The sequence below is a fragment of the Pseudomonas sp. SK3(2021) genome (assembly GCF_016772375.1).
Lineage (GTDB): Bacteria > Pseudomonadota > Gammaproteobacteria > Pseudomonadales > Pseudomonadaceae > Aquipseudomonas > Aquipseudomonas chlororaphis_I.
The window spans coordinates 6,160,180-6,182,714 of record NZ_CP061943.1 but is presented as its reverse complement, the minus strand read 5'-3'; the positions used below and the strand labels follow the sequence as shown (position 1 = coordinate 6,182,714).

Below are 22,535 nucleotides of genomic sequence, written 5' to 3'. Positions count from 1 at the left end.
GCAGTCGTGCTCTTGAGTTCGCAGGGAAGTCCTGCGCACTTCATCGCAGCCTGCGGCAGCGGCTACAACGACCGAGCTGGTCTTTGGGAGCTTCACCATGTTGAACACCCTTCTTCCCATCCTGTTGTTCGCAGCCCTGGCCCTTGCGGTGCTGGGCGCGTTGCGGCGGGTGGCCATGTGGCGCCGCGGCCGTGCGTCCAAGGTCGATCTGATCGGTGGCCTGCTGGCCATGCCCAAGCGCTACATGGTCGACCTGCACCATGTGGTGGCACGGGACAAATACATTGCCAACACCCACGTGGCCACGGCCGGTGGCGCGGTGGCGTCCATCGTGCTGGCGATCCTGGTGCACGGTTTCGGCCTGCATAACCGCATCCTCGGCTACGCCTTGTTGCTGATGTCGGCGGTGATGTTCGTCGGCGCGATCTTCGTCTACCTGCGCCGCCGCAACCCGCCGGCGCGCCTGTCGAAGGGTCCGTGGATGCGCCTGCCGAAAAGCCTGCTGGCGTTCTCGGCGTCGTTCTTCCTGGTGACCCTGCCGGTGGCCGGGATCCTCCCGGAAAACTTCGGTGGCTGGGTATTGGCAGTGATCCTCGGCATCGGCGTGTTGTGGGGCGTGTCCGAGCTGTTCTTCGGCATGACCTGGGGCGGCCCGATGAAGCACGCCTTCGCCGGTGCCCTGCACCTGGCCTGGCACCGCCGCGCCGAACGCTTCGGGGGCGGCCGTTCCACCGGCCTCAAGCCGCTGGACCTGGAAGACCCGAACGCGCCGCTGGGCGTGGAAAAGCCCAAGGATTTCACCTGGAACCAGTTGCTCGGTTTCGACGCCTGCGTGCAATGCGGTAAGTGCGAAGCGGCGTGCCCGGCCTTTGCCGCCGGCCAGCCGCTGAACCCGAAAAAACTGATTCAGGACATGGTCGTCGGCCTCGCCGGCGGCACCGATGCCAAATTCGCCGGCAGCCCTTATCCAGGTAAACCGGTCGGCGAACACCGCGGCAATCCGCACCAGCCGATCGTCAACGGCCTGGTGGACGCCGAGACCCTGTGGTCCTGCACCACGTGCCGCGCCTGCGTCGAGGAATGCCCGATGATGATCGAGCACGTCGATGCCATCGTCGACATGCGCCGTCACCTGACCCTGGAAAAGGGCGCCACCCCGAACAAGGGCGCCGAAGTCCTGGAAAACCTGATCGCCACCGACAACCCGGGCGGTTTTGCCCCGGGCGGGCGGATGAACTGGGCGGCGGACCTCAACCTGGCGCTGCTCGGCGAGAAGAAAACCACCGATGTGCTGTTCTGGGTCGGCGACGGTGCGTTCGACATGCGCAACCAGCGCACCCTGCGCGCCTTCGTCAAAGTGCTGAAAGCGGCCAAGGTCGACTTTGCGGTGCTGGGCCTGGAAGAACGCGACAGCGGCGACGTGGCCCGGCGCCTGGGCGACGAGGCGACCTTCCAGCTGCTGGCCAAGCGCAATATCCAGACCCTGGCCAAGTACAGCTTCAAGCGCATCGTCACCTGCGACCCCCACAGTTTCCATGTGCTGAAAAACGAATACGGCGCCCTGGGCGGCGAGTACGTGGTGCAGCACCACAGCACCTACATGGCCGAGCTGATTACCGCAGGGGCCCTGAACCTGGGCCAGCACAAGGGCAACAGCGTGACCTATCACGACCCGTGCTACCTGGGCCGCTACAACGGCGAGTACGAAGCGCCGCGTGAAGTGCTGCGGGCGCTGGGGATCGAGGTCAAGGAAATGCAACGCTCCGGTTTCCGCTCGCGCTGCTGCGGTGGCGGCGGCGGCGCGCCGATCACCGACATCCCGGGCAAGCAGCGGATCCCCGACATGCGCATGGACGACATCCGCGAAACCGGCGCCGAGCTGGTGGCCGTGGGTTGTCCACAATGCACCGCGATGCTCGAAGGCGTGGTCGAACCACGACCGCTGATCAAGGACATCGCCGAACTGGTGGCCGACGCCTTGCTGGAAGACGCCGCGCCCGGCAAGCCGGCGACCCCGGCCAAACGTGAACCTGCGGAGGCCCACTGATGAGCGACATTATCCGCCGCGACCCGCGGGCCGAATGGATCGCCCGTAACCGCCTGCACCCGCTGCACGCGGCCATGCAGCCGGCGCAGCACAGCTGGATGGGCCCCAACGGCATCATCCGCAAGAACCCCCACGGGGTCGGTTTCATCGGCCCCAACGGCATCAAGCGCATCGACCGCAGCGGCGCCCAGCAGGGCGGGGCGGTCAAGCGCAGCGCCGCGGTCGAAGTCCAGCTGCCGCTGCATCAGGTGGCGCAGCCGGCGTTCTACATCAGCGTGGTGCCGGATATGGTCGGCGGCCGCCTGAGCAGCCACGACCGCGACCTGCTGGGCCTGGCCCATCAGCTGGCCGGCAAGGACGGCGCGGTGCTGGCGGTGGTGTTCGGCGAGCACAAGGAAAACGCCTTCGCCACGGCCGGCGTCGACCGCCTGCTGGTGCTGGAAGGCAACGAATTCAGCGGTTATGCACCGGAACAACGGGTCCAGGGCCTGCGGGCTGTGGATAACCAGTTCAGCCCGCGTCACTGGTTGCTGCCCGATAGCCGCACCGGTGGCGGCGAGCTGGGCCGGCGCTTTGCCGCGGCCCTGGGCGAGCGCCCGGCCACGCGGGTCTGGCAGGTCAAGGACGAGCAGTGCATTGGCCGCGCCGGTGCCGGCTTGCAGGACCTGGCCCGGCCGCTGGCGCGCTTGATCCTGGCCGCCGCCGAATGCGCGGAACCGGTCAGCGAAACCCGCCACGAAGCCCTGCCGGTGGAGTTATCCACAACGGTGGCGCGCAGCCTGGCGCGGATCGAAGACCTGGGTGCGGTGGCGGTGGACCCGGCGGCGATTCCCATGGCCGAGGCCGAATTCATTTTCTCCGGCGGCAACGGGGTCAAGGACTGGGAGCTTTTCCACAGGACCGCCGCGGCCCTGGGCGCCACCGAAGGCGCGTCGCGAGTGGCGGTGGACGACGGTTTCATGGCCCGCGACCGCCAGGTCGGCGCCTCGGGCACCTGGGTCACCGCCCGGGTGTACGTGGCGGTGGGAATTTCCGGGGCGATCCAGCACCTGCAGGGCATCGGTGCCTGCGACAAGGTGGTGGCGATCAACCTCGATCCGGGCTGCGACATGATCAAACGCGCCGACCTGTCGGTGATTGGCGAAAGCGCCGAGCTTCTTCAAGCCTTGATCGCGGCGGTAGAGGCCTACCGCAACGGCGCCAAGCGCGATGCGGCTTAAGGGAAGGATAGGGTTATGAGTACTAATGTGATCAGCCTGGTGTCCATCGGCGCCCACCCGACTTCCGGCCGGCCACGACGCGCCGAGCAGGATGCGCGGGCGGTCGAGCTGGGGCTGCAACTGGCCGGGGACAGGCTGCAAGTGCTGCACGCCGGCGATATCGCCGAACCGGCCCTGCGCGCGTACCTGGGCATGGGCCTGGAACAGATGCACGTGCTGGAGCAGTCGGCCGGTGCCGATGCGCTGCCGGCGCTGACCGATTATCTGCGCGATGCCGGGGCGCAAGTGGTGCTCACCGGCAGCCAGGCGGAAACCGGCGAAGGCTCGGGCATGCTGCCGTTCCTGCTGGCGGAAAACCTCGGCTGGCCGCTGGTGGTGGGCCTGGCCCAAGTGGAGTCCATCGACAGTGGCGTGGCCCTGGTGCTGCAAGCCCTGCCGCGCGGCCAGCGCCGTCGGCTGAAGGTGCGCCTGCCGTTCCTCGCCACTGTGGATAACGCTGCGCCCAAGCCGCGGCAGAGCGCCTACGGCCCGGCCCGGCGTGGGGTGCTACAGGCGCGGCAGGTGGAAGTGCTCGACGATGAGCTATTCACCAGCGCCACCCTGCAACCGGCCAAGCCCCGGCCCAAGCGCCTGAAAGTGATCAAGGCCAAGAGCGGCGCCGACCGCATGAAAGCCGCGACCGCCAAGGCCAGCGGTGGTGGCGGCCAGGTGCTCAAGGGCGTCAGCGCCGAAGCCGGGGCCGAGGCCATCCTCAAGCTGCTGATCGAAGAAGGCGTGGTCCGTTAGGGCCTGGCTGGCCGGATTACCGCTATCGCGAGCAAGCTCGCTCCTGCATGGGATTCCCGCCCTCTTGTAGGAGCGAGCTTGCTCGCGATCAATCCCCCAGACACCGCACATCCAGGTTTACCCACAATCCCTGTGCGCGCCTCTGTGGATAAGATGTTGGTCCCTCTTTGCAGGCCTCGCCAATCAAGTGCTGCAGCGCGTTGTACGAAAAACGATCAAGCTAAGTCGAGGTTTTTCCGAAGGTTTTTCTGTGAATAAGGCATTCCCCCGCTCCTCTGCCGCTGCCGAGTTGCCCCCAAAGTCTGTTGGCCTCTTTGTGGATAAGATGTTCGCTATCCGCTGAGAGCCTTATAAACAGCGGCTTTCAGAGGGCTGATCAAAAAACAGTCAATCCCGGGGTTTTGCCCTGTAGGTAGCACTGAAACCTCGATATTTCGCGGTATTCGGCGGTTTTCCACAGCCCGAAGCCTTTCACTGCGAAGTTGCCCCCAAAGTCTGTTGGCGCTTCTGTGGATAAGGTGTTCGCCTTCGTCTGTAGGCCTTTAAATACGTGGTGTTCATAGCTTTGTTCAAAAAATGATCAAGACCTTGTGGAAAAGGCCTTTCTGGATAAGTCACGGATTTTCTTCAGGTTCTGCCACTGAATCCGTCGGCTGAAAGCCGAGTTGCCCACATTTGCTGTGGGTGGAGATGTGGATAACTTGTTCGCGGACCTCTGGAAGCCTCACCCAGTGGCGCCCCGGCGATTGAAGGTCAATTTTTGTACAGTCGTGCGGCGGCGCTCGTCCGTTACCGGCGGGGCGCCCGAAAAACGCCGAGCCAGGGTTGGCTTATATATCCAGCCAGCATAAATACAGTTTCCTCTGGGTATGGAGGGCTGTTTGACATGCAATGGGGCCAAGACTTTACTTGCTCTCACCACAAGAAGTGGGCGGATTATCAAGGGTGTTAGTCGAGTTCTCGACAACCCCTCAGGAAAGTCCATGACAGGAGTCAAAAGTGAAAAACATCATTTGTCTCTAGCGTTCTCCGATAGCTGACACCGAGCCTGTCGATCGGTGAAGAAGCTATTTCCAAAGCCCCTCCTGGTTGATGAAGTTCAAGGCTTTCTTGAAAGCCTGTTGAGTACCGGTATTTAACGACGGTTGGTTCTGGGTTATGGGCTTGGGATAGTCGCGGACGCCCTGGAAGTTGTTGCGATTCCGCGAGCAAAGGCACAAGTGTGCATGTATTCAATTACAAGGAGTTATTGACATGTCCGAAGCATCCAAAGCCAAACCCAAAACCAAGGCCGCTGCCGCGCCCAGCAAGGAAGCCTATATCGAGTTGCTCAATGAAATGCGCGGGCACGCCAAGAAAAGATCCAGGGGCGAGGCCAGGGGCCTGCTGATGGCTTCGCCTCACCTGCAGCAGATTCACCTGCGTAGCCTCTACGTCACCACCAGCTCCAACGATCCCGCGGTACGCGCCCTCGAGCCCAAGGCCCGGAAGACGGGGGAAGCGCAGGCCGACCAGTCGGAATCCGAGCTGACCAAGGCCACGGAGCACTTCCAGAACTCGGGCTCGACCGATACCACGGACTACAAGAAAAAACTCGAGGAACTGCGTAACCGGGACAAGGCCGCCGCGGAAAAACGCATCGACAAGATGTATGACGAAGCAATCGCCCTGGTCAGCGATTATCCACAAAGCGCCGATGCCGTGGTCGGCTTCATGGAGACCTTCGGCAACTTGTTCAATGCCGTGCTGGACAAGATCGCCGACTTCTTCGTCGACATCGGGAAGAACATCATCAAATGGCTGAAGAATGTCTGGGAGAAAATAACCAATACCTTCAACTCCGTCGTCAGCTGGATCACCGGCTGGTTCTCCTGAACTGCGCAGCTTCGGAGGTGGCTTATGGTTAAACCCGTTGGCCCGCCGCCTTTTATCGATCCTTACAAGCTCGAGTGGGACAGGGCTTTTTATATCGAGGAAGACAGGGCGCTGGCCGATAACAAGGCACGACTCGATGTACTGCGTCAGCACGATAAGGAAAGAACCCAGGAAAGAATCGACGGCTTATATGACGATTTACTGCGACATATCGATCCGAACTATAAGCGCGCGCCCAATGCCGAAGACTTCAAGGGTATCTTCGAGGTGGCACAGGACATCATCCATTCCTGGAACTGGTAGTTGCTGACAACGTGAAACCGCAAAAAAAAAACCGCGAGCATGCTCGCGGTTTTTTATCGGCGGGGCAGAAGCCTTCAGCCTTGAACCGGTACGCCCTTGAGGTAGGGAGCCGGTTCGGCGCCGAGGTTGTTCAGCATGCGCTCGCTGTACCAGTCCACGAAGTTGACCACGCCGAACTCGTAGGTCTTGGAGTACGGGCCTGGCTGGTAGGCGGTGGAGTTGATGCCGCGCTGGTTCTCTTCGGCCAGGCGACGGTCCTGGTCGTTGGTGGCGTCCCACACCTGGCGCATGCGCTCGACGTCGTAGTCCACACCCTCGACCGCGTCCTTGTGCACCAGCCACTTGGTGGTGACCATGGTTTCCTGGGCGCTGATCGGCCACACGGTGAACACGATGATGTGGTCGCCCATGCAGTGGTTCCACGAGTGCGGCAGGTGCAGGATGCGCATCGAGCCCAGGTCAGGGTTCTTGATCCGGCCCATCAGCTTGGCGCAGCCCTGCTTGCCGTCCATGGTCATGGATACGGTGCCCTTGAGCAGCGGCATGCGCACGATGCGGTTACGCAGGCCGAAGCTGGCGTGGGCGTAAGGGATCTTCTCGGCTTCCCAGGCGGCGGCGGAGGCAGCCACGTGGTCCTTGAACGCCTGGTCGGCGCGCGGGTCGGTGACGTCGTCCCACTCCAGCAGGGTTTTCAGCAGTTCCGGGTGCGAACCGCCGCAGTGGTAGCACTCGCGGTTGTTTTCCAGCACCAGCTTCCAGTTGGCCTTTTCCATCAAGGTGGTCTGCACCGCCACCTTGGTGTTCTCCATGTCGTAGGGTTCCATGTAGTGCGTCAGGGTCGCCAGGAAGTCATCGATGGCCGGCGGGTTTTCCGCGAGGCTGATGAAGATGTAGCCACCGGCGGTCTTCACGTTCACCGGCTTGAGGCCGTACTGCTTCATGTCGAAATCGGCGCCCATCTCGGTGCCGGCGAACAGCAGGCGGCCGTCCAGCTCGTAGGTCCACTGGTGGTAGTGGCAGACCAGCTTGGCGACCTTGCCCTTGTCGCTGGTGCACAGGCGCGAACCGCGGTGGCGGCAGACGTTGTGGAAGGCATGGACCACGCCGTCGGCGCCACGGATCACGATGATCGGGTTCTTGCCGACCTGCAGGGTCAGGTAGTTGCCCTTGGTCGGGATCTCGCAGGTCATGCCGGCGATCAGCCATTCCTTCTGGAAGATCTCCTGCATGTCGATATCGAACAGGCGCTCGTCGCAGTAGAACGGCTGCGGCAGGGAGAAGGTCCGCTCGCGTTCTTGGAGCATTTGCGCGGTGGCCTTGCGTGCGGGTTCCAGCGGGTCGCCCAGGCTGATTTTTGCGGTGTCCATCGATGAATTCCTCAAGGCCATCTGCGTGGCCGCGAAAGTGGCTGATCAGGGTTGCAGCGCAAGGTGTAAAGAAACTGTTTGTGTTGGGGCGAGTGTGGGGCCGGCGCTGCCCGGAACCTTATCCATGGGCGACATGGCCCAATCTGTTCCCGACGCGCAAGCCCCGGTGGCTGGGGGCTGGTCGCGATAAGCATGTGAATGTCGCGGATAGGTAAATGGGTGTTTATGGGCCTGCGCACAATCGTCACCATAAAGGCCGGCAGTCGGCCGTGGAGATCAGCATGTCCAACAACTTCCTGAACCCGGTAACCACCCAGACCTGGGCCAATGGCCGACACATCGTCCGTTGCGTCAAAGTCATCCAGGAAACCTGGGACGTGCGCACCTTCTGCTTCATGGCCGACCAGCCGATCATGTTCTTCTTCAAGCCGGGGCAGTTCGTCACCCTGGAACTGGAGATCGAAGGCCAGCCGATCATGCGTTCCTACACCATTTCCAGCTCGCCCTCGGTGCCGTACAGCTTCTCGGTGACCATCAAGCGCGTCCCTGGCGGCAAGGTGTCCAACTGGCTGCACGACACCCTGCACGAAGGCCAGGAGCTGGCGGTGCACGGGCCGGTGGGGCTGTTCAACGCCATCGACTTCCCCAGCCCGAAAGTCCTCTACCTCAGCGGCGGCGTCGGTATCACCCCGGTGATGTCCATGGCGCGCTGGTTCTACGACACCAACGGCAATGTCGACATGGTGTTCATCCACAGCGCGCGCTCGCCCAAGGACATCATTTATCACCGCGAGCTGGAGCACATGGCGTCGCGGATCGACAACTTCAGCCTGCACCTGATCTGCGAGAAACATGGCCTGGGCGAGCCCTGGGCCGGTTATCGCGGCTACCTGAACCACAAGATGCTGGAGCTGATGGCGCCGGACTTCCTCGAACGCGAGGTGTTCTGCTGCGGCCCGACCCCTTACATGAACGCGGTCAAGCGCCTGCTCGAAGCCAGCGGTTTCGACATGTCGCGCTACCACGAGGAGTCCTTCGGCGCGACGCCGCCGGAAGCCCGTGCCGACGCCGTGGAGCAGGCCGAGCAGGCCGCCGAGGCGCCGGAAATCGACGCCGCCGACCTGCACCAGGTGGAGTTCACCGCTTCCGGCAAGAGCATCCGCGTGGCGCCGGGCGAAACCGTCCACGCCGCCGCGGCCAAGCTTGGCCTGATGATCCCCAAGGCCTGCGGCATGGGCATCTGCGGCACCTGCAAGGTGCTCAAGCTGGGCGGGGAAGTGGAGATGGACCACAACGGTGGCATCACCGAGGAAGACGAAGCCGAAGGCTACATCCTGTCCTGCTGCAGCGTGCCGAAGGGCGACGTGCGGGTCGAGTATTGAGCGAACGTTTCCGGTCCCGGGCGTGGCTTGGGATCGCGTTATCGTTCATCGCGAGCAAGCTCGCTCCTACAGGTCCTGCACCTGACCTGTAGGAGCGAGCTTGCTCGCGATTGGCGCCCTGCGTTTTTTCAATCGATAAACAGATCCGTCATCAGCGCTTCGTTGCTGTCGGGATCGAAACGGTAATGGGCGAAATCGCTCACCCCCTGTTCGCGCAGTATTTCCTCGTCTATCAGCAAGCGCCCGGTGATGCGGCGCTGGCTGCTGGAGAGGATCGCATGGGCCGCATCGGCCATGATCGCAGGCAGGCGCGCATGCTTGAACGATTCGCGTGAACCCAGCTGGAACTCGATGGCGGCGGTGGCGATCATGGTCTGCGGCCACAGCGAGTTGACGCTGATGCCGTAGTTCTTGAATTCCTCGCTCATGCCCAGGGTCAGCATGCTCATGCCGTATTTGGTCACGGTGTAGGGGCTGTACTGGGCGAACCATTTGCTCGCCAGGTTCAGTGGCGGCGACAGGTTGAGGATGTGGCCGCCGCTGCTTTTCAGGTAGGGCAGGGCGGCCTGGCTGCACAGCAGCACGGCGCGGGTGTTGATCTGGTGCATCAGGTCGAAGCGCTTGAGTTCGATGTGCTGCACCCCGGTCAGCTTGATCGCGCCGGCGTTGTTGACCAGCGCATCGATGCCGCCGAAATGCCCGGCGGCCTTGGCTAGGGCCTGGCGCACCAGCTCTTCGTCACGCACGTCCACTTGCAGGGCCAGGGCCTTGCCACCCAGCGCCTCGACCTCGCGGGCCACGCTGAAGATGGTGCCGGGCAGCTTGGGATGAGGGTCGGCGCTTTTCGCCGCGATCACGATATTGGCCCCGTCCCGCGCCGCCCGCAGGGCGATCTCGCGGCCGATGCCACGACTGGCGCCGGTGATGAACAGGGTCTTGCCTTGTAAGGACATGGATGCGCTCCTGATTATTGTCGTTATCCGAGCGGGTACAGCGGCTCGCCAGTCAATCTAGTTCATGTCTGGCGGTGCGTGCGGGACAGGGGCGAAAAGCGGGTTGCGGCGGGAGTGGCCCCGGCCAGTTGACCGGGGCGCAGGGCGGGGGAGCATCAGCGAGGGCGTTTCAGCCGGCCATGACCTGTCGAATGTCCGCGGCCAGTTCGCGTACCCGCGCTTCTTCGGTGTCCCACGAGCACATGAAGCGCGCGCCGCCTTTACCGATGAAAGTGTAGAAGCGCCAGCCCCTGGCGGTCAGCGCGGCGATGGCCGGTTCCGAGAGTTGCAGGAACACGCCGTTGGCCTGTACCGGGAACATCAGCTCCACCCCTGGAATGTCCGCCACCAGCTCGGCCAGCAACTGTGCGCAATGGTTGGCGTGGCGGGCGTATTTGAGCCAGGCGTCGTTTTCCAGCAGGCCGACCCAGGGCGCCGACAGAAAGCGCATCTTCGAGGCCAGTTGGCCGGCCTGTTTGCAGCGGTAGTCGAAGTCTTCGGCCAGCTTGTGGTTGAAGAACAGGATCGCCTCGCCCACCGCCATGCCGTTTTTCGTGCCGCCGAAGCACAGCACGTCGACTCCGGCTTTCCAGGTCAGGTCGGCGGGCGAGCAGCCGAGGAAGGCGCAGGCGTTGGAAAAGCGTGCGCCGTCCATGTGCAGGTTGAGCCCCAGCTCCTTGCAGGTGGCGCTGATGGCACGGATTTCTTCCGGGGTATAGACGCTGCCGACTTCGGTGGCCTGGGTCAGGGTCACCACCCGTGGCTTGGGGTAGTGGATGTCCTGGCGCTTGAGGGCGATGTCGCGGATCGAGTCCGGGGTCAGCTTGCCGTTCTCGGTGCCGGCGATCAGCAGCTTGGAGCCGTTGGAGAAGAATTCCGGCGCGCCGCATTCGTCGGTTTCGACGTGGGCGGTTTCCGAGCAGATGACGCTGTGGTAACTCTGGCACAACGACGACAGGGCCAGGGAGTTGGCGGCGGTGCCGTTGAAGGCGAAGAACACCTCGCAGTCGGTCTCGAACAGTTTGCGGAAATAATCGGCGGCGCGCGCGGTCCACTGGTCGTCGCCATAGGCGCGTTCGTGGCCGCGATTGGCCTGTTCCATGGCCGCCCAGGCCTCGGGGCAAATGCCGGAATAGTTGTCGCTGGCGAATTGTTGGCTCTTGTCGGTCATGGCCGTCTTCCGTGCTAAGGGTCCGAAAGGGGAGTCCTTCGATAAAGGGCTCCGGATAAGGCGCTCCTGGGTAAGGAGCGCCCTTGGGTAAAGCGGTCCGCAACGAGGTCTGGGCCAGCAGGACAGCGCAGGCCCCGCAGAGATCGGTGGAGCGCCACTTTACCCAAGATTGGCGGGGGAGCACACGCTCTGTTTATGGGTGAAAAATGCACAGGCCATGAGGATATATGCCAGACCCGATGCTGACCCCGCTGGCCGCCCGGCGCGATGGCGCCCTGGACCTGCTCAAGTGGCTGGCGTTGCTCGGCATGGTGCTCGATCACCTGCGCTACGTCGGCTGGAGCCTCGATCTGCTGTATGTGCCCGGGCGCCTGGCGTTTCCCTGGTTCTGCCTGGCGCTGGCGGCCAATGTGGCGCGGGCCGGCGCGGTGGGTCGCGAGGGCGCGGGGCAATGGCGTTACCTGGGCTGGCTGCTGCTGTTCAGCCTGTTCAGCGAAGTGCCGTACCGGCTGTACATTCCCGACCCCGATACCCTGAATGTGCTGCCGACCCTGGCCCTTGGCCTGCTGGTGGCCCGGGCCTGGCAGCAGCGCGGCGGGCTGGCGCTGTGGCTGGGGATTATCGCGGCGTTGTTGGGCGGGTTGTTCGACCGCTACCTGATGTTCGGCCTGTTCGGCGTATTGCTGCCGCTGGCGCTGTTAATCGTGTTGCGGCGCCGCTGGTACTGGGCGCTGCTGCCGGGGCTGCTGTGCCTGGCGGCCAATCAGTGGGAAAGCCTGCTGCCGGCGGCGCGCCAGGGCAACCAGGTGGCGGCCTGGGCGCTGGTTGCCTGTGTGCTGGCGCCGTGGCTGGGGCTGGAGATCCTGCGACGGTTGCACGGTCTTTCGCCGCCACCGATGCGGCGCTGGGCCTATCTCCTGTATCCCGGGCATTTCCTCCTGCTGCTGATGCTGCGCAACCTGCTGGCCTGATGGCGAGCATTGTCGCTGCGGCCCTGTAGCCGCAGCCTCGCAGGCTCGGCAGCGGCTACAGATGCGACACGCCACCCAAAGCCTGTCGCGCCATTGGTCGGTGGCGGGGGCTGGCGGTCGCGGGCAAGCCACTGATTTAGAGCCTTCGGCCTGTGGCGCGCGCAAGCATTTGTCTCTCTGCGCCAGGCCATGTCGTAAACGCACCTTTGCGTGGCGTCCATAGGCATTTGACCGGGCAGCGCCGGTCATACCATCGCATCCAAAGGGCACTACCGCAGGGTACGTGCCTCACCGAGACGAAAGGCGCACCGCCGCCGCTGGGAGAGACGCGATGTTCAGCAAGCAAGACCAAATCCAGGGTTATGACGATGCACTGCTGGCGGCCATGAATGCCGAGGAGCAACGTCAGGAAGATCACATCGAGCTGATCGCGTCGGAGAACTACACCAGCAAGCGCGTGATGCAAGCGCAAGGCAGCGGCCTGACCAACAAGTACGCCGAAGGTTATCCGGGCAAGCGCTACTACGGTGGCTGCGAGCACGTGGACAAGGTCGAGGCCCTGGCCATCGAGCGCGCCAAGCAACTGTTCGGCGCCGACTACGCCAACGTCCAGCCGCACTCCGGTTCCTCGGCCAACAGCGCCGTGTACCTGGCCCTGCTGCAAGCCGGCGACACCATCCTGGGCATGAGCCTGGCCCATGGCGGCCACCTGACCCACGGCGCCAAGGTGTCGTCCTCGGGCAAGCTGTACAACGCCGTGCAGTACGGCATCGACACCAACACCGGGCTGATCGACTACGACGAAGTCGAGCGCCTGGCTGTCGAGCACAAGCCGAAGATGATCGTTGCCGGCTTCTCGGCCTACTCCAAGACCCTCGACTTCCCACGCTTCCGCCAGATCGCGGACAAGGTCGGCGCCTATCTCTTCGTCGACATGGCCCACGTCGCCGGTCTGGTCGCCGCTGGCCTGTACCCGAACCCGATCCCGTTCGCCGATGTGGTCACCACCACCACCCACAAGACCCTGCGCGGTCCGCGTGGCGGCCTGATCCTGGCCAAGGCCAACGAAGAAATCGAGAAGAAGCTCAACGCCGCGGTATTCCCTGGCGCCCAGGGCGGCCCGCTGATGCACGTGATCGCCGCCAAGGCGGTGTGCTTCAAGGAAGCGCTGGAGCCTGGCTTCAAGGCCTACCAGCAGCAAGTGATCGACAACGCCCAGGCCATGGCCGGCGTATTTATCAAACGCGGCTACGATGTAGTGTCCGGCGGCACCGACAACCACCTGTTCCTGGTCAGCCTGATCCGTCAGGGCCTCACCGGCAAGGATGCGGACGCCGCCCTGGGGCGCGCCCACATCACCGTGAACAAGAACGCTGTCCCGAACGATCCACAGTCGCCGTTCGTGACCTCCGGCCTGCGTATCGGCACCCCGGCGGTGACCACCCGCGGCTTCAAGGTTACCCAGTGCGTGGAGCTGGCCGGCTGGATCTGCGACATCCTCGACCACCTCGGCGACGCCGATGTCGAGGCCAATGTCGCTCGCCAGGTATCGGCCCTGTGCGCGGACTTCCCGGTTTATCGCTGAGTGCGGTTTTGGAGTAAATGACTATGCAACGCTACTCGGGCTTCGGCCTCTTCAAGCACTCCCTCAGCCACCATGAAAACTGGCAGCGCATGTGGCGCACGCCGACCCCGAAAAAGGTCTACGACGTGGTCATCGTCGGCGGTGGCGGGCATGGCCTGGCGACCGCCTACTACCTGGCCAAGGAGCACGGCATCACCAACGTCGCCGTGGTCGAGAAAGGCTGGCTGGGCGGCGGTAACACCGCGCGCAACACCACCATCGTGCGTTCCAACTACCTGTGGGACGAGTCGGCGCACCTGTACGAGCACGCGATGAAACTGTGGGAAGGCCTGTCCCAGGACCTCAACTACAACGTGATGTTCTCCCAGCGCGGCGTCTACAACCTGTGCCACACCCTGCAGGACATCCGCGATTCCGAGCGTCGGGTCAGCGCCAACCGCCTCAACGGCGTGGATGGCGAGCTGCTCAACGCCAAGCAGGTGGCGGACGAGATTCCGTACCTGGACTGCTCCAGGAACACCCGCTATCCGGTGATGGGCGCCACCGTCCAGCGCCGTGGCGGCGTGGCCCGTCACGACGCCGTGGCCTGGGGCTTCGCCCGTGCCGCCGACGCCCTGGGCGTGGACCTGATCCAACAGACCGAAGTAATCGGCTTCCGCAAGGAAAACGGTGTGTGCATCGGCGTGGAAACCAACAAGGGTTTCATCGGCGCCAAGCGCGTCGGCGTGGTCACCGCCGGTAACTCCGGGCACATGGCCAAGCTCGCCGGCTTCCGCCTGCCGATCGAGTCGCACCCGCTGCAAGCGCTGGTGTCCGAGCCGATCAAGCCGATCATCGACAGCGTGATCATGTCCAACGCGGTGCACGGTTACATCAGCCAGTCCGACAAGGGCGACCTGGTGATCGGCGCCGGCATCGACGGCTGGGTCGGCTACGGCCAGCGCGGTTCGTACCCGGTGATCGAGCACACCATCCAGGCCATCGTCGAGATGTTCCCGATCCTTTCGCGGGTGCGCATGAACCGCCAATGGGGCGGCATCGTCGACACCACCCCGGACGCCTGCCCGATCATCTCCAAGACTCCGGTGCCGAACATGTTCTTCAACTGCGGCTGGGGTACCGGCGGCTTCAAGGCCACCCCGGGTTCGGGCAACGTCTTCGCCGCGAGCCTGGCCAAGGGTGAGATGCACCCGCTGGCAGCACCTTTCTCCATCGACCGTTTCCACAACGGTGCGCTGATCGATGAACACGGCGCTGCAGCTGTCGCCCACTAACAAAGGCCTCATGAAAACGACTGCGCTCGGCAATACGGCGTTAAAAACAGGCTCGAAATGCTCACTTAGTAAACTAAGCTCCGCTTTCTCCCCTGTTTTTGCCTTGTCTTGCCTTCGCTCGCTACGTTTTCAAGAGGCTTGATAGGAGAAATCCCTATGTTGCACATCTTCTGTCCTCACTGCGGCGAACTGCGCTCCGAAGAGGAATTCCATTCGTCCGGCCAGGCGCATATCCCGCGTCCGCTGGATCCGAACAACTGCACCGACGAGGAGTGGGGCAACTACATGTTCTTCCGCGACAACCCTCGCGGTCTGCACCACGAGCTGTGGATCCATGCCGCCGGCTGCCGTCAGTATTTCAACGCCACCCGCGACACCGTGACCTACGAGATTCTCGAAACCTACAAGATCGGCGCCAAGCCGCAATTCACCGACAAGACCGATAGCCCGAAAGCGGCCACGCAGGCTCTGGGAGAGAAGGTATGAGCCAGTCCAATCGCCTGTCCAACGGCGGACGCATCGACCGCAACAAAGTCCTCAGCTTCACCTTCAACGGCCAGACCTACAAAGGCTTCGAAGGCGACACCCTGGCCGCCGCCCTGCTGGCCAACGGCGTGGACATCGTCGGTCGCAGCTTCAAGTATTCCCGGCCTCGCGGCATCTTCGCCGCCGGTGCCGAAGAGCCGAACGCGGTGCTGCAGATCGGCGCCACCGAAGCCACCCAGATTCCTAACGTGCGCGCTACCCAACAGGCGTTGTACCAGGGCCTGGTCGCCACCAGCACCAACGGCTGGCCGAGCGTCAACAACGACATGATGGGGATCCTCGGCAAGGTCGGCGGCAAGCTGATGCCGCCGGGCTTCTACTACAAAACCTTCATGTACCCGCAATCGTTCTGGATGACCTACGAGAAGTACATCCGCAAGGCCGCGGGCCTGGGGCGCTCGCCGACCGAGAACGATCCGGACACCTACGACTACATGAACCAGCACTGCGACGTGCTGATCGTCGGCGCCGGCCCTGCCGGCCTGGCCGCGGCCCTGGCTGCCGCGCGCAGCGGTGCGCGGGTGATCCTCGCCGACGAGCAGGAAGAGTTCGGCGGCAGCCTGCTGGACAGCCGCGAAAGCCTGGACGGCAAGCCGGCGGCCGAGTGGGTCGCCACCGTGGTCGCCGAGCTGAAGTCGCTGCCGGACGTGACCCTGCTGCCACGGGCCACCGTGAACGGCTACCACGACCATAACTTCCTGACCATTCACGAGCGCCTGACCGACCACCTCGGCGATCGCGCGCCGATCGGCCAGGTGCGCCAGCGCATCCACCGGGTGCGTGCCAAGCGCGTGGTGCTGGCCACCGGCGCCTGCGAGCGTCCGCTGGTCTATGGCAACAACGACGTGCCGGGCAACATGCTGGCCGGCGCGGTTTCGGTCTACGTGCGCCGCTACGGCGTGGCGCCGGGCAAGAAGCTGGTGCTGAGCACCAACAACGACCATGCCTACCGCGTGGCCCTGGACTGGCTCGACGCCAGCCTGCAAGTGGTGGCCATCGCCGATGCCCGTCACAACCCACGCGGCGCGCTGGTGGAAGAAGCCCGTGCCAAGGGCATTCGCATCCTCACTTCCAGTGCGGTGATCGAAGCCCGTGGCAGCAAGCATGTGACCGGCGCCCGCGTTGCGGCGATCGATGTCAAGGCGCACAAAGTCACCAGCCCGGGCGAGTGGCTGGACTGCGACCTGATTGCCAGCTCCGGCGGCTACAGCCCGGTGGTGCACCTGGCGTCGCACCTGGGCGGCAAGCCGATCTGGCGTGAAGACATCCTCGGTTTCGTACCGGGCGAAGCACCGCAGAAACGCGTGTGCGTCGGTGGCATCAACGGTGTCTACAGCCTCGGCGATTCCCTGGCCGACGGTTTCGAAGGTGGCGTGCGCGCCGCCAGCGAAGCGGGTTTCAAGGCTGTGGAAGCGGTACTGCCCAAGGCCCTGAGCCGTCTGGAGGAGCCAACCCTGGCGCTGTTCCAGGTGCCCCATGAAAAAGGCACCGCGCGGGCACCCAAGCAATTCGTCGACCTGCAGAACGACGTCACCGCCGCCGCCATCGAGCTGGCGACCCGCGAGGGCTTCGAGTCGGTCGAGCACGTCAAGCGCTACACCGCGCTGGGCTTCGGTACCGATCAGGGCAAGCTCGGCAACGTCAACGGCCTGGCCATCGCCGCCCGCTCGTTGAACGTGAGTATCCCGCAGATGGGCACCACCATGTTCCGTCCGAACTACACGCCGGTGACTTTCGGCGCGGTGGCCGGTCGTCATTGCGGGCACATCTTCGAACCCGTGCGCTTCACCGCGCTGCACGCGTGGCACGTGAAGAACGGCGCCGAGTTCGAGGACGTCGGCCAGTGGAAGCGTCCTTGGTACTTCCCGAAGAACGGCGAGGACATGCACGCCGCGGTCAAGCGCGAGTGCAAGGCGGTGCGCGACAGTGTCGGCCTGCTCGACGCCTCGACCCTGGGCAAGATCGACATCCAGGGCCCGGACGCCCGTGAGTTCCTCAACCGCATCTACACCAACGCCTGGACCAAGCTCGATGTGGGCAAGGCGCGCTACGGCCTGATGTGCAAGGAAGACGGCATGGTCTTCGACGACGGCGTGACCGCCTGCGTCGGCGACAACCACTTCATCATGACCACCACCACGGGCGGCGCCGCGCGGGTCCTGCAATGGCTGGAGATCTACCAGCAGACCGAATGGCCGGACCTCAAGGTGTACTTCACCTCGGTCACCGACCACTGGGCGACCATGACCCTGTCCGGGCCGAACAGCCGCAAGCTGCTCAGCGAAGTCACCGACATCGACCTGGACAAGGACGGCTTCCCGTTCATGACCTGGAAAGAAGGCCTGGTGGGCGGCGTGCCGGCGCGGGTGTTCCGCATCTCCTTCACCGGCGAGCTGTCGTACGAAATCAACGTCCAGGCCGACTACGCCATGGGCGTGCTGGAGCAGATCGTCGAGGCCGGCAAGAAGTACAACCTGACCCCGTACGGCACCGAAACCATGCACGTACTGCGGGCCGAGAAGGGCTTCATCATCGTCGGCCAGGACACCGACGGCTCGATGACCCCGGACGACCTGAACATGGGCTGGTGCGTCGGTCGCACCAAGCCGTTCTCGTGGATCGGCTGGCGTGGCATGAACCGCGAAGACTGCGTGCGCGACCAGCGCAAGCAACTGGTGGGCCTGAAGCCGATCGACCCGAACCAGTGGCTGCCGGAAGGCGCGCAACTGGTGTTCAACACCAAGCAGGCGATCCCGATGAGCATGGTCGGTCACGTGACCTCCAGCTATGCCCATAACTCCCTGGGTTATTCGTTTGCCATGGGCGTGGTCAAGGGCGGCCTGAAGCGCATGGGCGAGCGGGTGTTCGCGCCATTGGCCGATGGCACGGTGATCGAGGCGGAAATCGTTTCGTCGGTGTTCTTCGATCCGAAAGGCGATCGCCAGAACGTTTAACAAAGGTCCTGTAGCCGCTGCCGAAGGCTGCGATAAGGTTCGAAGAACCTTCCGGCGCCATCAAGAGCGGCGCCTGCTTCGCAGTCGTTCGCAGCCTGCGGCAGCGGCTACAGGATCGGTGGTTTTCGCACAACAGAATTTCAAGACAGGTGCTCTATGACCGCAGTCAACGTTTACCAACAGCGCCCGACCACTGGCGCCAAAGCCGAGTCGTCGCTGCACCATGCCGACCTCGCCAGCCTGGTGGGCAAGGGCCGCAAGAATGCAGGCGTGACCCTGCGCGAGAAGAAACTCCTCGGCCACCTGACCATCCGTGGCGATGCTCATGACCCGGCCTTCGCTTCCGGCGTGCACCAGGCCCTGGGCCTGGAGCTGCCAGTGGCCCTGACCGTGGTTGCCAAGGGTGAAACCAGCCTGCAGTGGATGGGGCCGGACGAGTGGTTGCTGGTGGTGCCGAGCGGTGAAGAATTCGCCGCCGAGAAAAAACTGCGCGAAGCGCTGGGCGACCTGCATATCCAGATCGTCAACGTCAGTGGCGGCCAGCAGATTCTCGAGCTGTCCGGCCCGAACGTGCGCCAAGTGCTGATGAAGTCCACCAGCTACGACGTGCACCCCAACAACTTCCCGGTGGGCAAGGCTGTCGGCACCGTGTTCGCCAAGTCGCAACTGGTGATCCGCCGCATGGGCGAAGACACCTGGGAACTGGTGATCCGCCGCAGCTTCTCCGATTACTGGTGGTTGTGGCTGCAGGATGCCGCCGCCGAATACGGCCTCAGCATCCAGGCGTAACACAAATTCCTGTAGCCGCTGCCGCAGGCTGCGATCGCCCCCGCAGGGGGCGTCGCTCTTGAGGGCGCTGGAAGGTCCTTCGGACCTTATCGCAGCCTTCGGCAGCGGCTACAGGGATGTGCCGCTTCACCGAGAGATCAACGAACAGGAGTCACCCCGCATGAGCCGTGCACCCGATACCTGGATTCTGACTGCCGACTGCCCCAGCGTGCTCGGCACGGTGGATGCGGTGACCCGCTTTCTGTTCGAGCAGGGCTGCTACGTCACTGAGCACCACTCCTTCGATGACCGGCTTTCGGCGCGTTTTTTCATTCGCGTGGAGTTCCGCCAGCCCGAGGATTTCAACGAGCAGGGCCTGCGCGACGGCTTGGCCGAGCGCGCCCGGGCCTTCGACATGAACGTCGAGCTGACCCCGCCGCAGCATCGTCCGAAAGTGGTGATCATGGTCTCCAAGGCCGATCACTGCCTCAACGACCTGCTCTACCGCCAGCGTATCGGCCAACTGGCGATGGATGTGGTGGCGGTGGTGTCCAACCACCCGGACCTCAAGCCCCTGGCCGACTGGCACCAGATCCCGTACTACCACTTCCCCCTGGACCCCAACGACAAGCCGTCCCAGGAGCGCCAGGTGTGGCAGGTGATCGAGGAATCCGGCGCCGAACTGGTGATCCTTGCGCGCTACATGCAAGTGCTGTCGCCGGAGCTGTGCCGCAAGCTCGATGGCAAGGCGATCAACATCCACCACTCCCTGCTGCCCGGTTTCAAGGGTGCCAAGCCTTATCACCAGGCCTACAACAAGGGCGTGAAACTGGTGGGCGCCACCGCGCACTACATCAACAACGACCTGGACGAAGGCCCGATCATCGCCCAGGGCGTGGAAGTGGTGGACCACAGTCACTACCCCGAGGACCTGATTGCCAAGGGACGCGATATCGAGGGCCTGACCCTGGCGCGGGCCGTGGGTTATCACATCGAGCGACGGGTGTTCCTCAACGCCAATCGAACAGTGGTTCTATGACCTGTAGCCGCTGCCGAAGGCTGCGATCGACCCCGTAGGGGGCGCCGCTCTTGAGGGCCCTGGAAGGCCCTTCGACCAGCGTGGCCCGGGCTTATCGCAGCCTGCGGCAGCGGCTGCAGAGTAGCGATTTTGAAGACGAAACAGCATCTGTACCCGAGCACTCTACGCGCCGCCTTTTTCCGGCGGTGCGGTTTCATAAAAACAACAGCGAGGTGAAAGCATGTCTGGTAATCGTGGTGTCGTGTATCTCGGCAATGGCAAGGTCGAAGTACAGAAAATCGACTATCCCAAAATGCAGGACCCGCGTGGCAGGAAGATCGAGCACGGCGTCATCCTGCGCGTGGTATCCACCAATATCTGCGGTTCGGACCAGCACATGGTGCGCGGCCGTACCACTGCCCAGGTCGGCCTGGTCCTGGGGCACGAAATCACTGGCGAGGTGGTGGAGAAGGGCAGCGACGTCGAGAACCTGAAGCTCGGCGACCTGGTCTCGGTTCCGTTCAACGTGGCGTGCGGGCGCTGCCGTTCCTGCAAGGAGCAACACACCGGGGTCTGCCTGACCGTCAACCCGGCTCGCGCCGGCGGTGCCTACGGCTACGTCGACATGGGCGACTGGACCGGCGGCCAGGCCGAGTACGTGCTGGTGCCCTACGCCGACTTCAACCTGCTGAAACTGCCGGACCGCGACAAGGCCATGGAGAAGATCCGCGACCTGACCTGCCTGTCCGACATCCTGCCGACCGGCTACCACGGCGCGGTGACGGCCGGCGTTGGCCCGGGCAGCACCGTCTACATCGCCGGTGCCGGCCCGGTAGGCCTGGCCGCGGCTGCGTCCGCTCGCCTGCTGGGCGCGGCGGTGGTGATCGTTGGCGACGTCAACCCGGTGCGCCTGGCCCACGCCAAGGCCCAGGGCTTTGAAATCGCCGACCTGTCCAAGGACACCCCGCTGCACGAACAGATCGCCGCCCTGCTCGGCGAGCCGGAAGTGGATTGCGCGGTCGACGCGGTGGGCTTCGAGGCCCGCGGCCATGGCCATGCCGGTGCCCAGCATGAAGCGCCGGCCACGGTGCTCAACTCGCTGATGGGCGTGGTGCGGGTCGCCGGCAAGATCGGTATTCCCGGCCTCTACGTCACCGAAGACCCGGGCGCGGTGGATGCCGCGGCCAAGATGGGCAGCCTGAGCATCCGCTTCGGCCTCGGCTGGGCCAAGTCCCACAGCTTCCACACCGGCCAGACCCCGGTGATGAAGTACAACCGCCAACTGATGCAAGCCATCATGTGGGACCGCATCAACATCGCCGAAGTGGTCGGCGTGCAGGTCATCAGCCTGGACGACGCCCCGCGCGGCTACGGCGAATTCGACGCCGGCGTGCCGAAGAAATTCGTCATCGACCCGCACAAGCTGTTCAGCGCGGCGTAATCCTTTAGCGCAGCAAAAAGGGCGACCCTCGGGTCGCCCTTTTTATGGCTGTTTTCGATGATTAGAAACCTGCGCCTGGATAGTGGAACCAGTACTTTCCGGACAGTATTTCTGCAATGTCGGGTGGAGGGAACACAGACGGCGCATCCCGGTTGAAGCGAGAGCGCCATTGCGGCAGCCACCAATAGTTGAGCGCGGTTCCTCTCGGTTTAAGAACGAACCCCAGCACCGTGTCATCGATCCGCCCCTCTTTATAAAACCTGTGGCTGTGATCCATGAGGCCCAGGTAATGGTCGATGGGCAGATTCAGCATCAGGATCGAGGTATAGACCTTCTCCGACTGCGTGCGTGTCGGGCTTTCAAGCAGACCGAGCGCTTCGCAGTAATACGCTTGCGGCTGCTGGGTGATGCTGCTGGCCGTGGGTTCGGCGAGGATATCGAAGACGTTGGTGTCTTCTTGCCAGGCTCTGCCATCGCCTTGCTTGAAGTAGTCGGTAACGAAACGGGTCAGCGGGCCGTTGGCTACCGTTTGGCCTGCACAGGCCAAATCATCGACCGGCGACCAGACGCGCCAGGTCACGATGGAGATGAGTGCAATGGCCAAGAGTGAATACAGGATTTTTTTCATTGTGGTTTGCTGTGGCTGCTTTGACGAAAACAGCGAAATCATAGACTCGGTTGCATGGGGATCATGCTGAGACTTTTCAGAAACATCTTTACCAGGTTATTGGTCAGGGGCCGCTTCTGCGCTGGAGCGAGCTTGCTCGCAATAAAACCGGCCTCGGCATTGACTCAGGCTTTGTCGTGCATGGTTAAAAATCGATCTTCGCGCTAG

General features: G+C 63.5%; 18 protein-coding genes. 14 read left to right on the top strand and 4 right to left on the bottom strand.

The features are described 5' to 3' along the window. The first annotated feature begins 97 nt into the window (after positions 1-97). The 5 genes from dgcB to IF690_RS27495 all read left to right on the top strand — a co-directional run bounded on the left by dgcB (position 98) and on the right by IF690_RS27495 (position 6,231). Positions 98-2,047, top strand: coding sequence for a dimethylglycine demethylation protein DgcB (dgcB, locus tag IF690_RS27515; protein WP_202698180.1), 1,950 nt, complete (start codon positions 98-100; stop codon positions 2,045-2,047). Next, complete coding sequence (gene etfA / locus IF690_RS27510) at positions 2,047-3,267, top strand: electron transfer flavoprotein subunit alpha (protein ID WP_009051234.1); 1,221 nt, start codon at positions 2,047-2,049, stop codon at positions 3,265-3,267. The genes dgcB and etfA overlap by 1 nt, the downstream gene beginning before the upstream one ends. A 15-nt stretch (positions 3,268-3,282) precedes the next feature. Then, positions 3,283-4,053 (top strand): electron transfer flavoprotein subunit beta, encoded by a 771-nt coding sequence (gene etfB / locus IF690_RS27505; RefSeq protein WP_009051233.1) that lies wholly within the window; start codon positions 3,283-3,285, stop codon positions 4,051-4,053. 1,254 nt (positions 4,054-5,307) lie between these two features. Next, positions 5,308-5,928 (top strand): hypothetical protein, encoded by a 621-nt coding sequence (locus tag IF690_RS27500; RefSeq protein WP_023969195.1) that lies wholly within the window; start codon positions 5,308-5,310, stop codon positions 5,926-5,928. A 24-nt stretch (positions 5,929-5,952) separates the two neighbouring features. Beyond that, positions 5,953-6,231 carry a hypothetical protein gene (locus tag IF690_RS27495; protein WP_202698179.1) on the top strand — a complete coding sequence of 93 codons (279 nt, stop codon included), beginning with the start codon at positions 5,953-5,955 and terminating at the stop codon, positions 6,229-6,231. Positions 6,232-6,305: 74 nt separating this feature from the next. Here the strand turns inward: IF690_RS27495 and gbca are convergent, their stop codons facing one another. Next, positions 6,306-7,598 carry a glycine betaine monooxygenase oxygenase subunit gene (gbca, locus tag IF690_RS27490; RefSeq protein ID WP_202698178.1) on the bottom strand — a complete coding sequence of 431 codons (1,293 nt, stop codon included), beginning with the start codon at positions 7,596-7,598 and terminating at the stop codon, positions 6,306-6,308. A 281-nt stretch (positions 7,599-7,879) separates the two neighbouring features. On the opposite strand from gbca, the gene gbcB reads away from it, so the two are divergent. Continuing rightward, positions 7,880-8,980 (top strand): glycine betaine monooxygenase reductase subunit, encoded by a 1,101-nt coding sequence (gene gbcB / locus IF690_RS27485; protein ID WP_023969192.1) that lies wholly within the window; start codon positions 7,880-7,882, stop codon positions 8,978-8,980. A 128-nt stretch (positions 8,981-9,108) separates the two neighbouring features. Here the strand turns inward: gbcB and IF690_RS27480 are convergent, their stop codons facing one another. Continuing rightward, complete coding sequence (locus IF690_RS27480; protein ID WP_202698177.1) at positions 9,109-9,933, bottom strand: SDR family oxidoreductase; 825 nt, start codon at positions 9,931-9,933, stop codon at positions 9,109-9,111. Positions 9,934-10,102: 169 nt separating this feature from the next. Continuing rightward, a complete protein-coding gene (locus IF690_RS27475; RefSeq protein ID WP_009051226.1) occupies positions 10,103-11,143 on the bottom strand; it encodes a threonine aldolase family protein in 1,041 nt (346 codons plus the stop codon). A gap of 227 nt (positions 11,144-11,370) precedes the next feature. Here IF690_RS27475 and IF690_RS27470 point away from each other — a divergent pair, with 227 nt between their 5' ends. The 8 genes from IF690_RS27470 (at position 11,371) to fdhA (ending at position 21,700) form a co-directional block, all read left to right on the top strand. Continuing rightward, on the top strand, positions 11,371-12,114 hold the full coding sequence (locus tag IF690_RS27470; RefSeq protein WP_202698176.1) for a TraX family protein: 744 nt from the start codon (positions 11,371-11,373) through the stop codon (positions 12,112-12,114). A 331-nt stretch (positions 12,115-12,445) separates the two neighbouring features. Beyond that, positions 12,446-13,699: a serine hydroxymethyltransferase gene (gene glyA / locus IF690_RS27465; protein WP_023969186.1), complete on the top strand. Its 1,254-nt coding sequence runs from the start codon at positions 12,446-12,448 to the stop codon at positions 13,697-13,699. Positions 13,700-13,722: 23 nt separating this feature from the next. Continuing rightward, positions 13,723-14,973: a sarcosine oxidase subunit beta family protein gene (locus IF690_RS27460; protein ID WP_202698175.1), complete on the top strand. Its 1,251-nt coding sequence runs from the start codon at positions 13,723-13,725 to the stop codon at positions 14,971-14,973. A gap of 156 nt (positions 14,974-15,129) precedes the next feature. Beyond that, complete coding sequence (locus IF690_RS27455) at positions 15,130-15,459, top strand: sarcosine oxidase subunit delta (RefSeq protein WP_202698174.1); 330 nt, start codon at positions 15,130-15,132, stop codon at positions 15,457-15,459. Continuing rightward, complete coding sequence (locus IF690_RS27450) at positions 15,456-18,473, top strand: sarcosine oxidase subunit alpha (RefSeq protein WP_023969183.1); 3,018 nt, start codon at positions 15,456-15,458, stop codon at positions 18,471-18,473. Before IF690_RS27455 ends, IF690_RS27450 begins: the two co-directional genes overlap by 4 nt. Positions 18,474-18,629: 156 nt before the next feature. Next, positions 18,630-19,262, top strand: a complete 633-nt coding sequence (locus tag IF690_RS27445) for a sarcosine oxidase subunit gamma (protein ID WP_023969182.1) — start codon at positions 18,630-18,632, stop codon at positions 19,260-19,262. Between the two features lie 160 nt (positions 19,263-19,422). After that, the gene (purU, locus tag IF690_RS27440) at positions 19,423-20,280 is read left to right on the top strand and encodes a formyltetrahydrofolate deformylase (RefSeq protein WP_009051219.1); all 858 of its coding nucleotides are present in this window, start codon (positions 19,423-19,425) and stop codon (positions 20,278-20,280) included. Between the two features lie 220 nt (positions 20,281-20,500). Next, complete coding sequence (fdhA, locus tag IF690_RS27435) at positions 20,501-21,700, top strand: formaldehyde dehydrogenase, glutathione-independent (protein ID WP_007931017.1); 1,200 nt, start codon at positions 20,501-20,503, stop codon at positions 21,698-21,700. Positions 21,701-21,761: 61 nt separating this feature from the next. On the opposite strand, the gene IF690_RS27430 is transcribed toward fdhA, so the two are convergent. Beyond that, positions 21,762-22,328, bottom strand: a complete 567-nt coding sequence (locus tag IF690_RS27430) for a hypothetical protein (protein WP_202698173.1) — start codon at positions 22,326-22,328, stop codon at positions 21,762-21,764. Positions 22,329-22,535 lie beyond the last annotated feature (207 nt).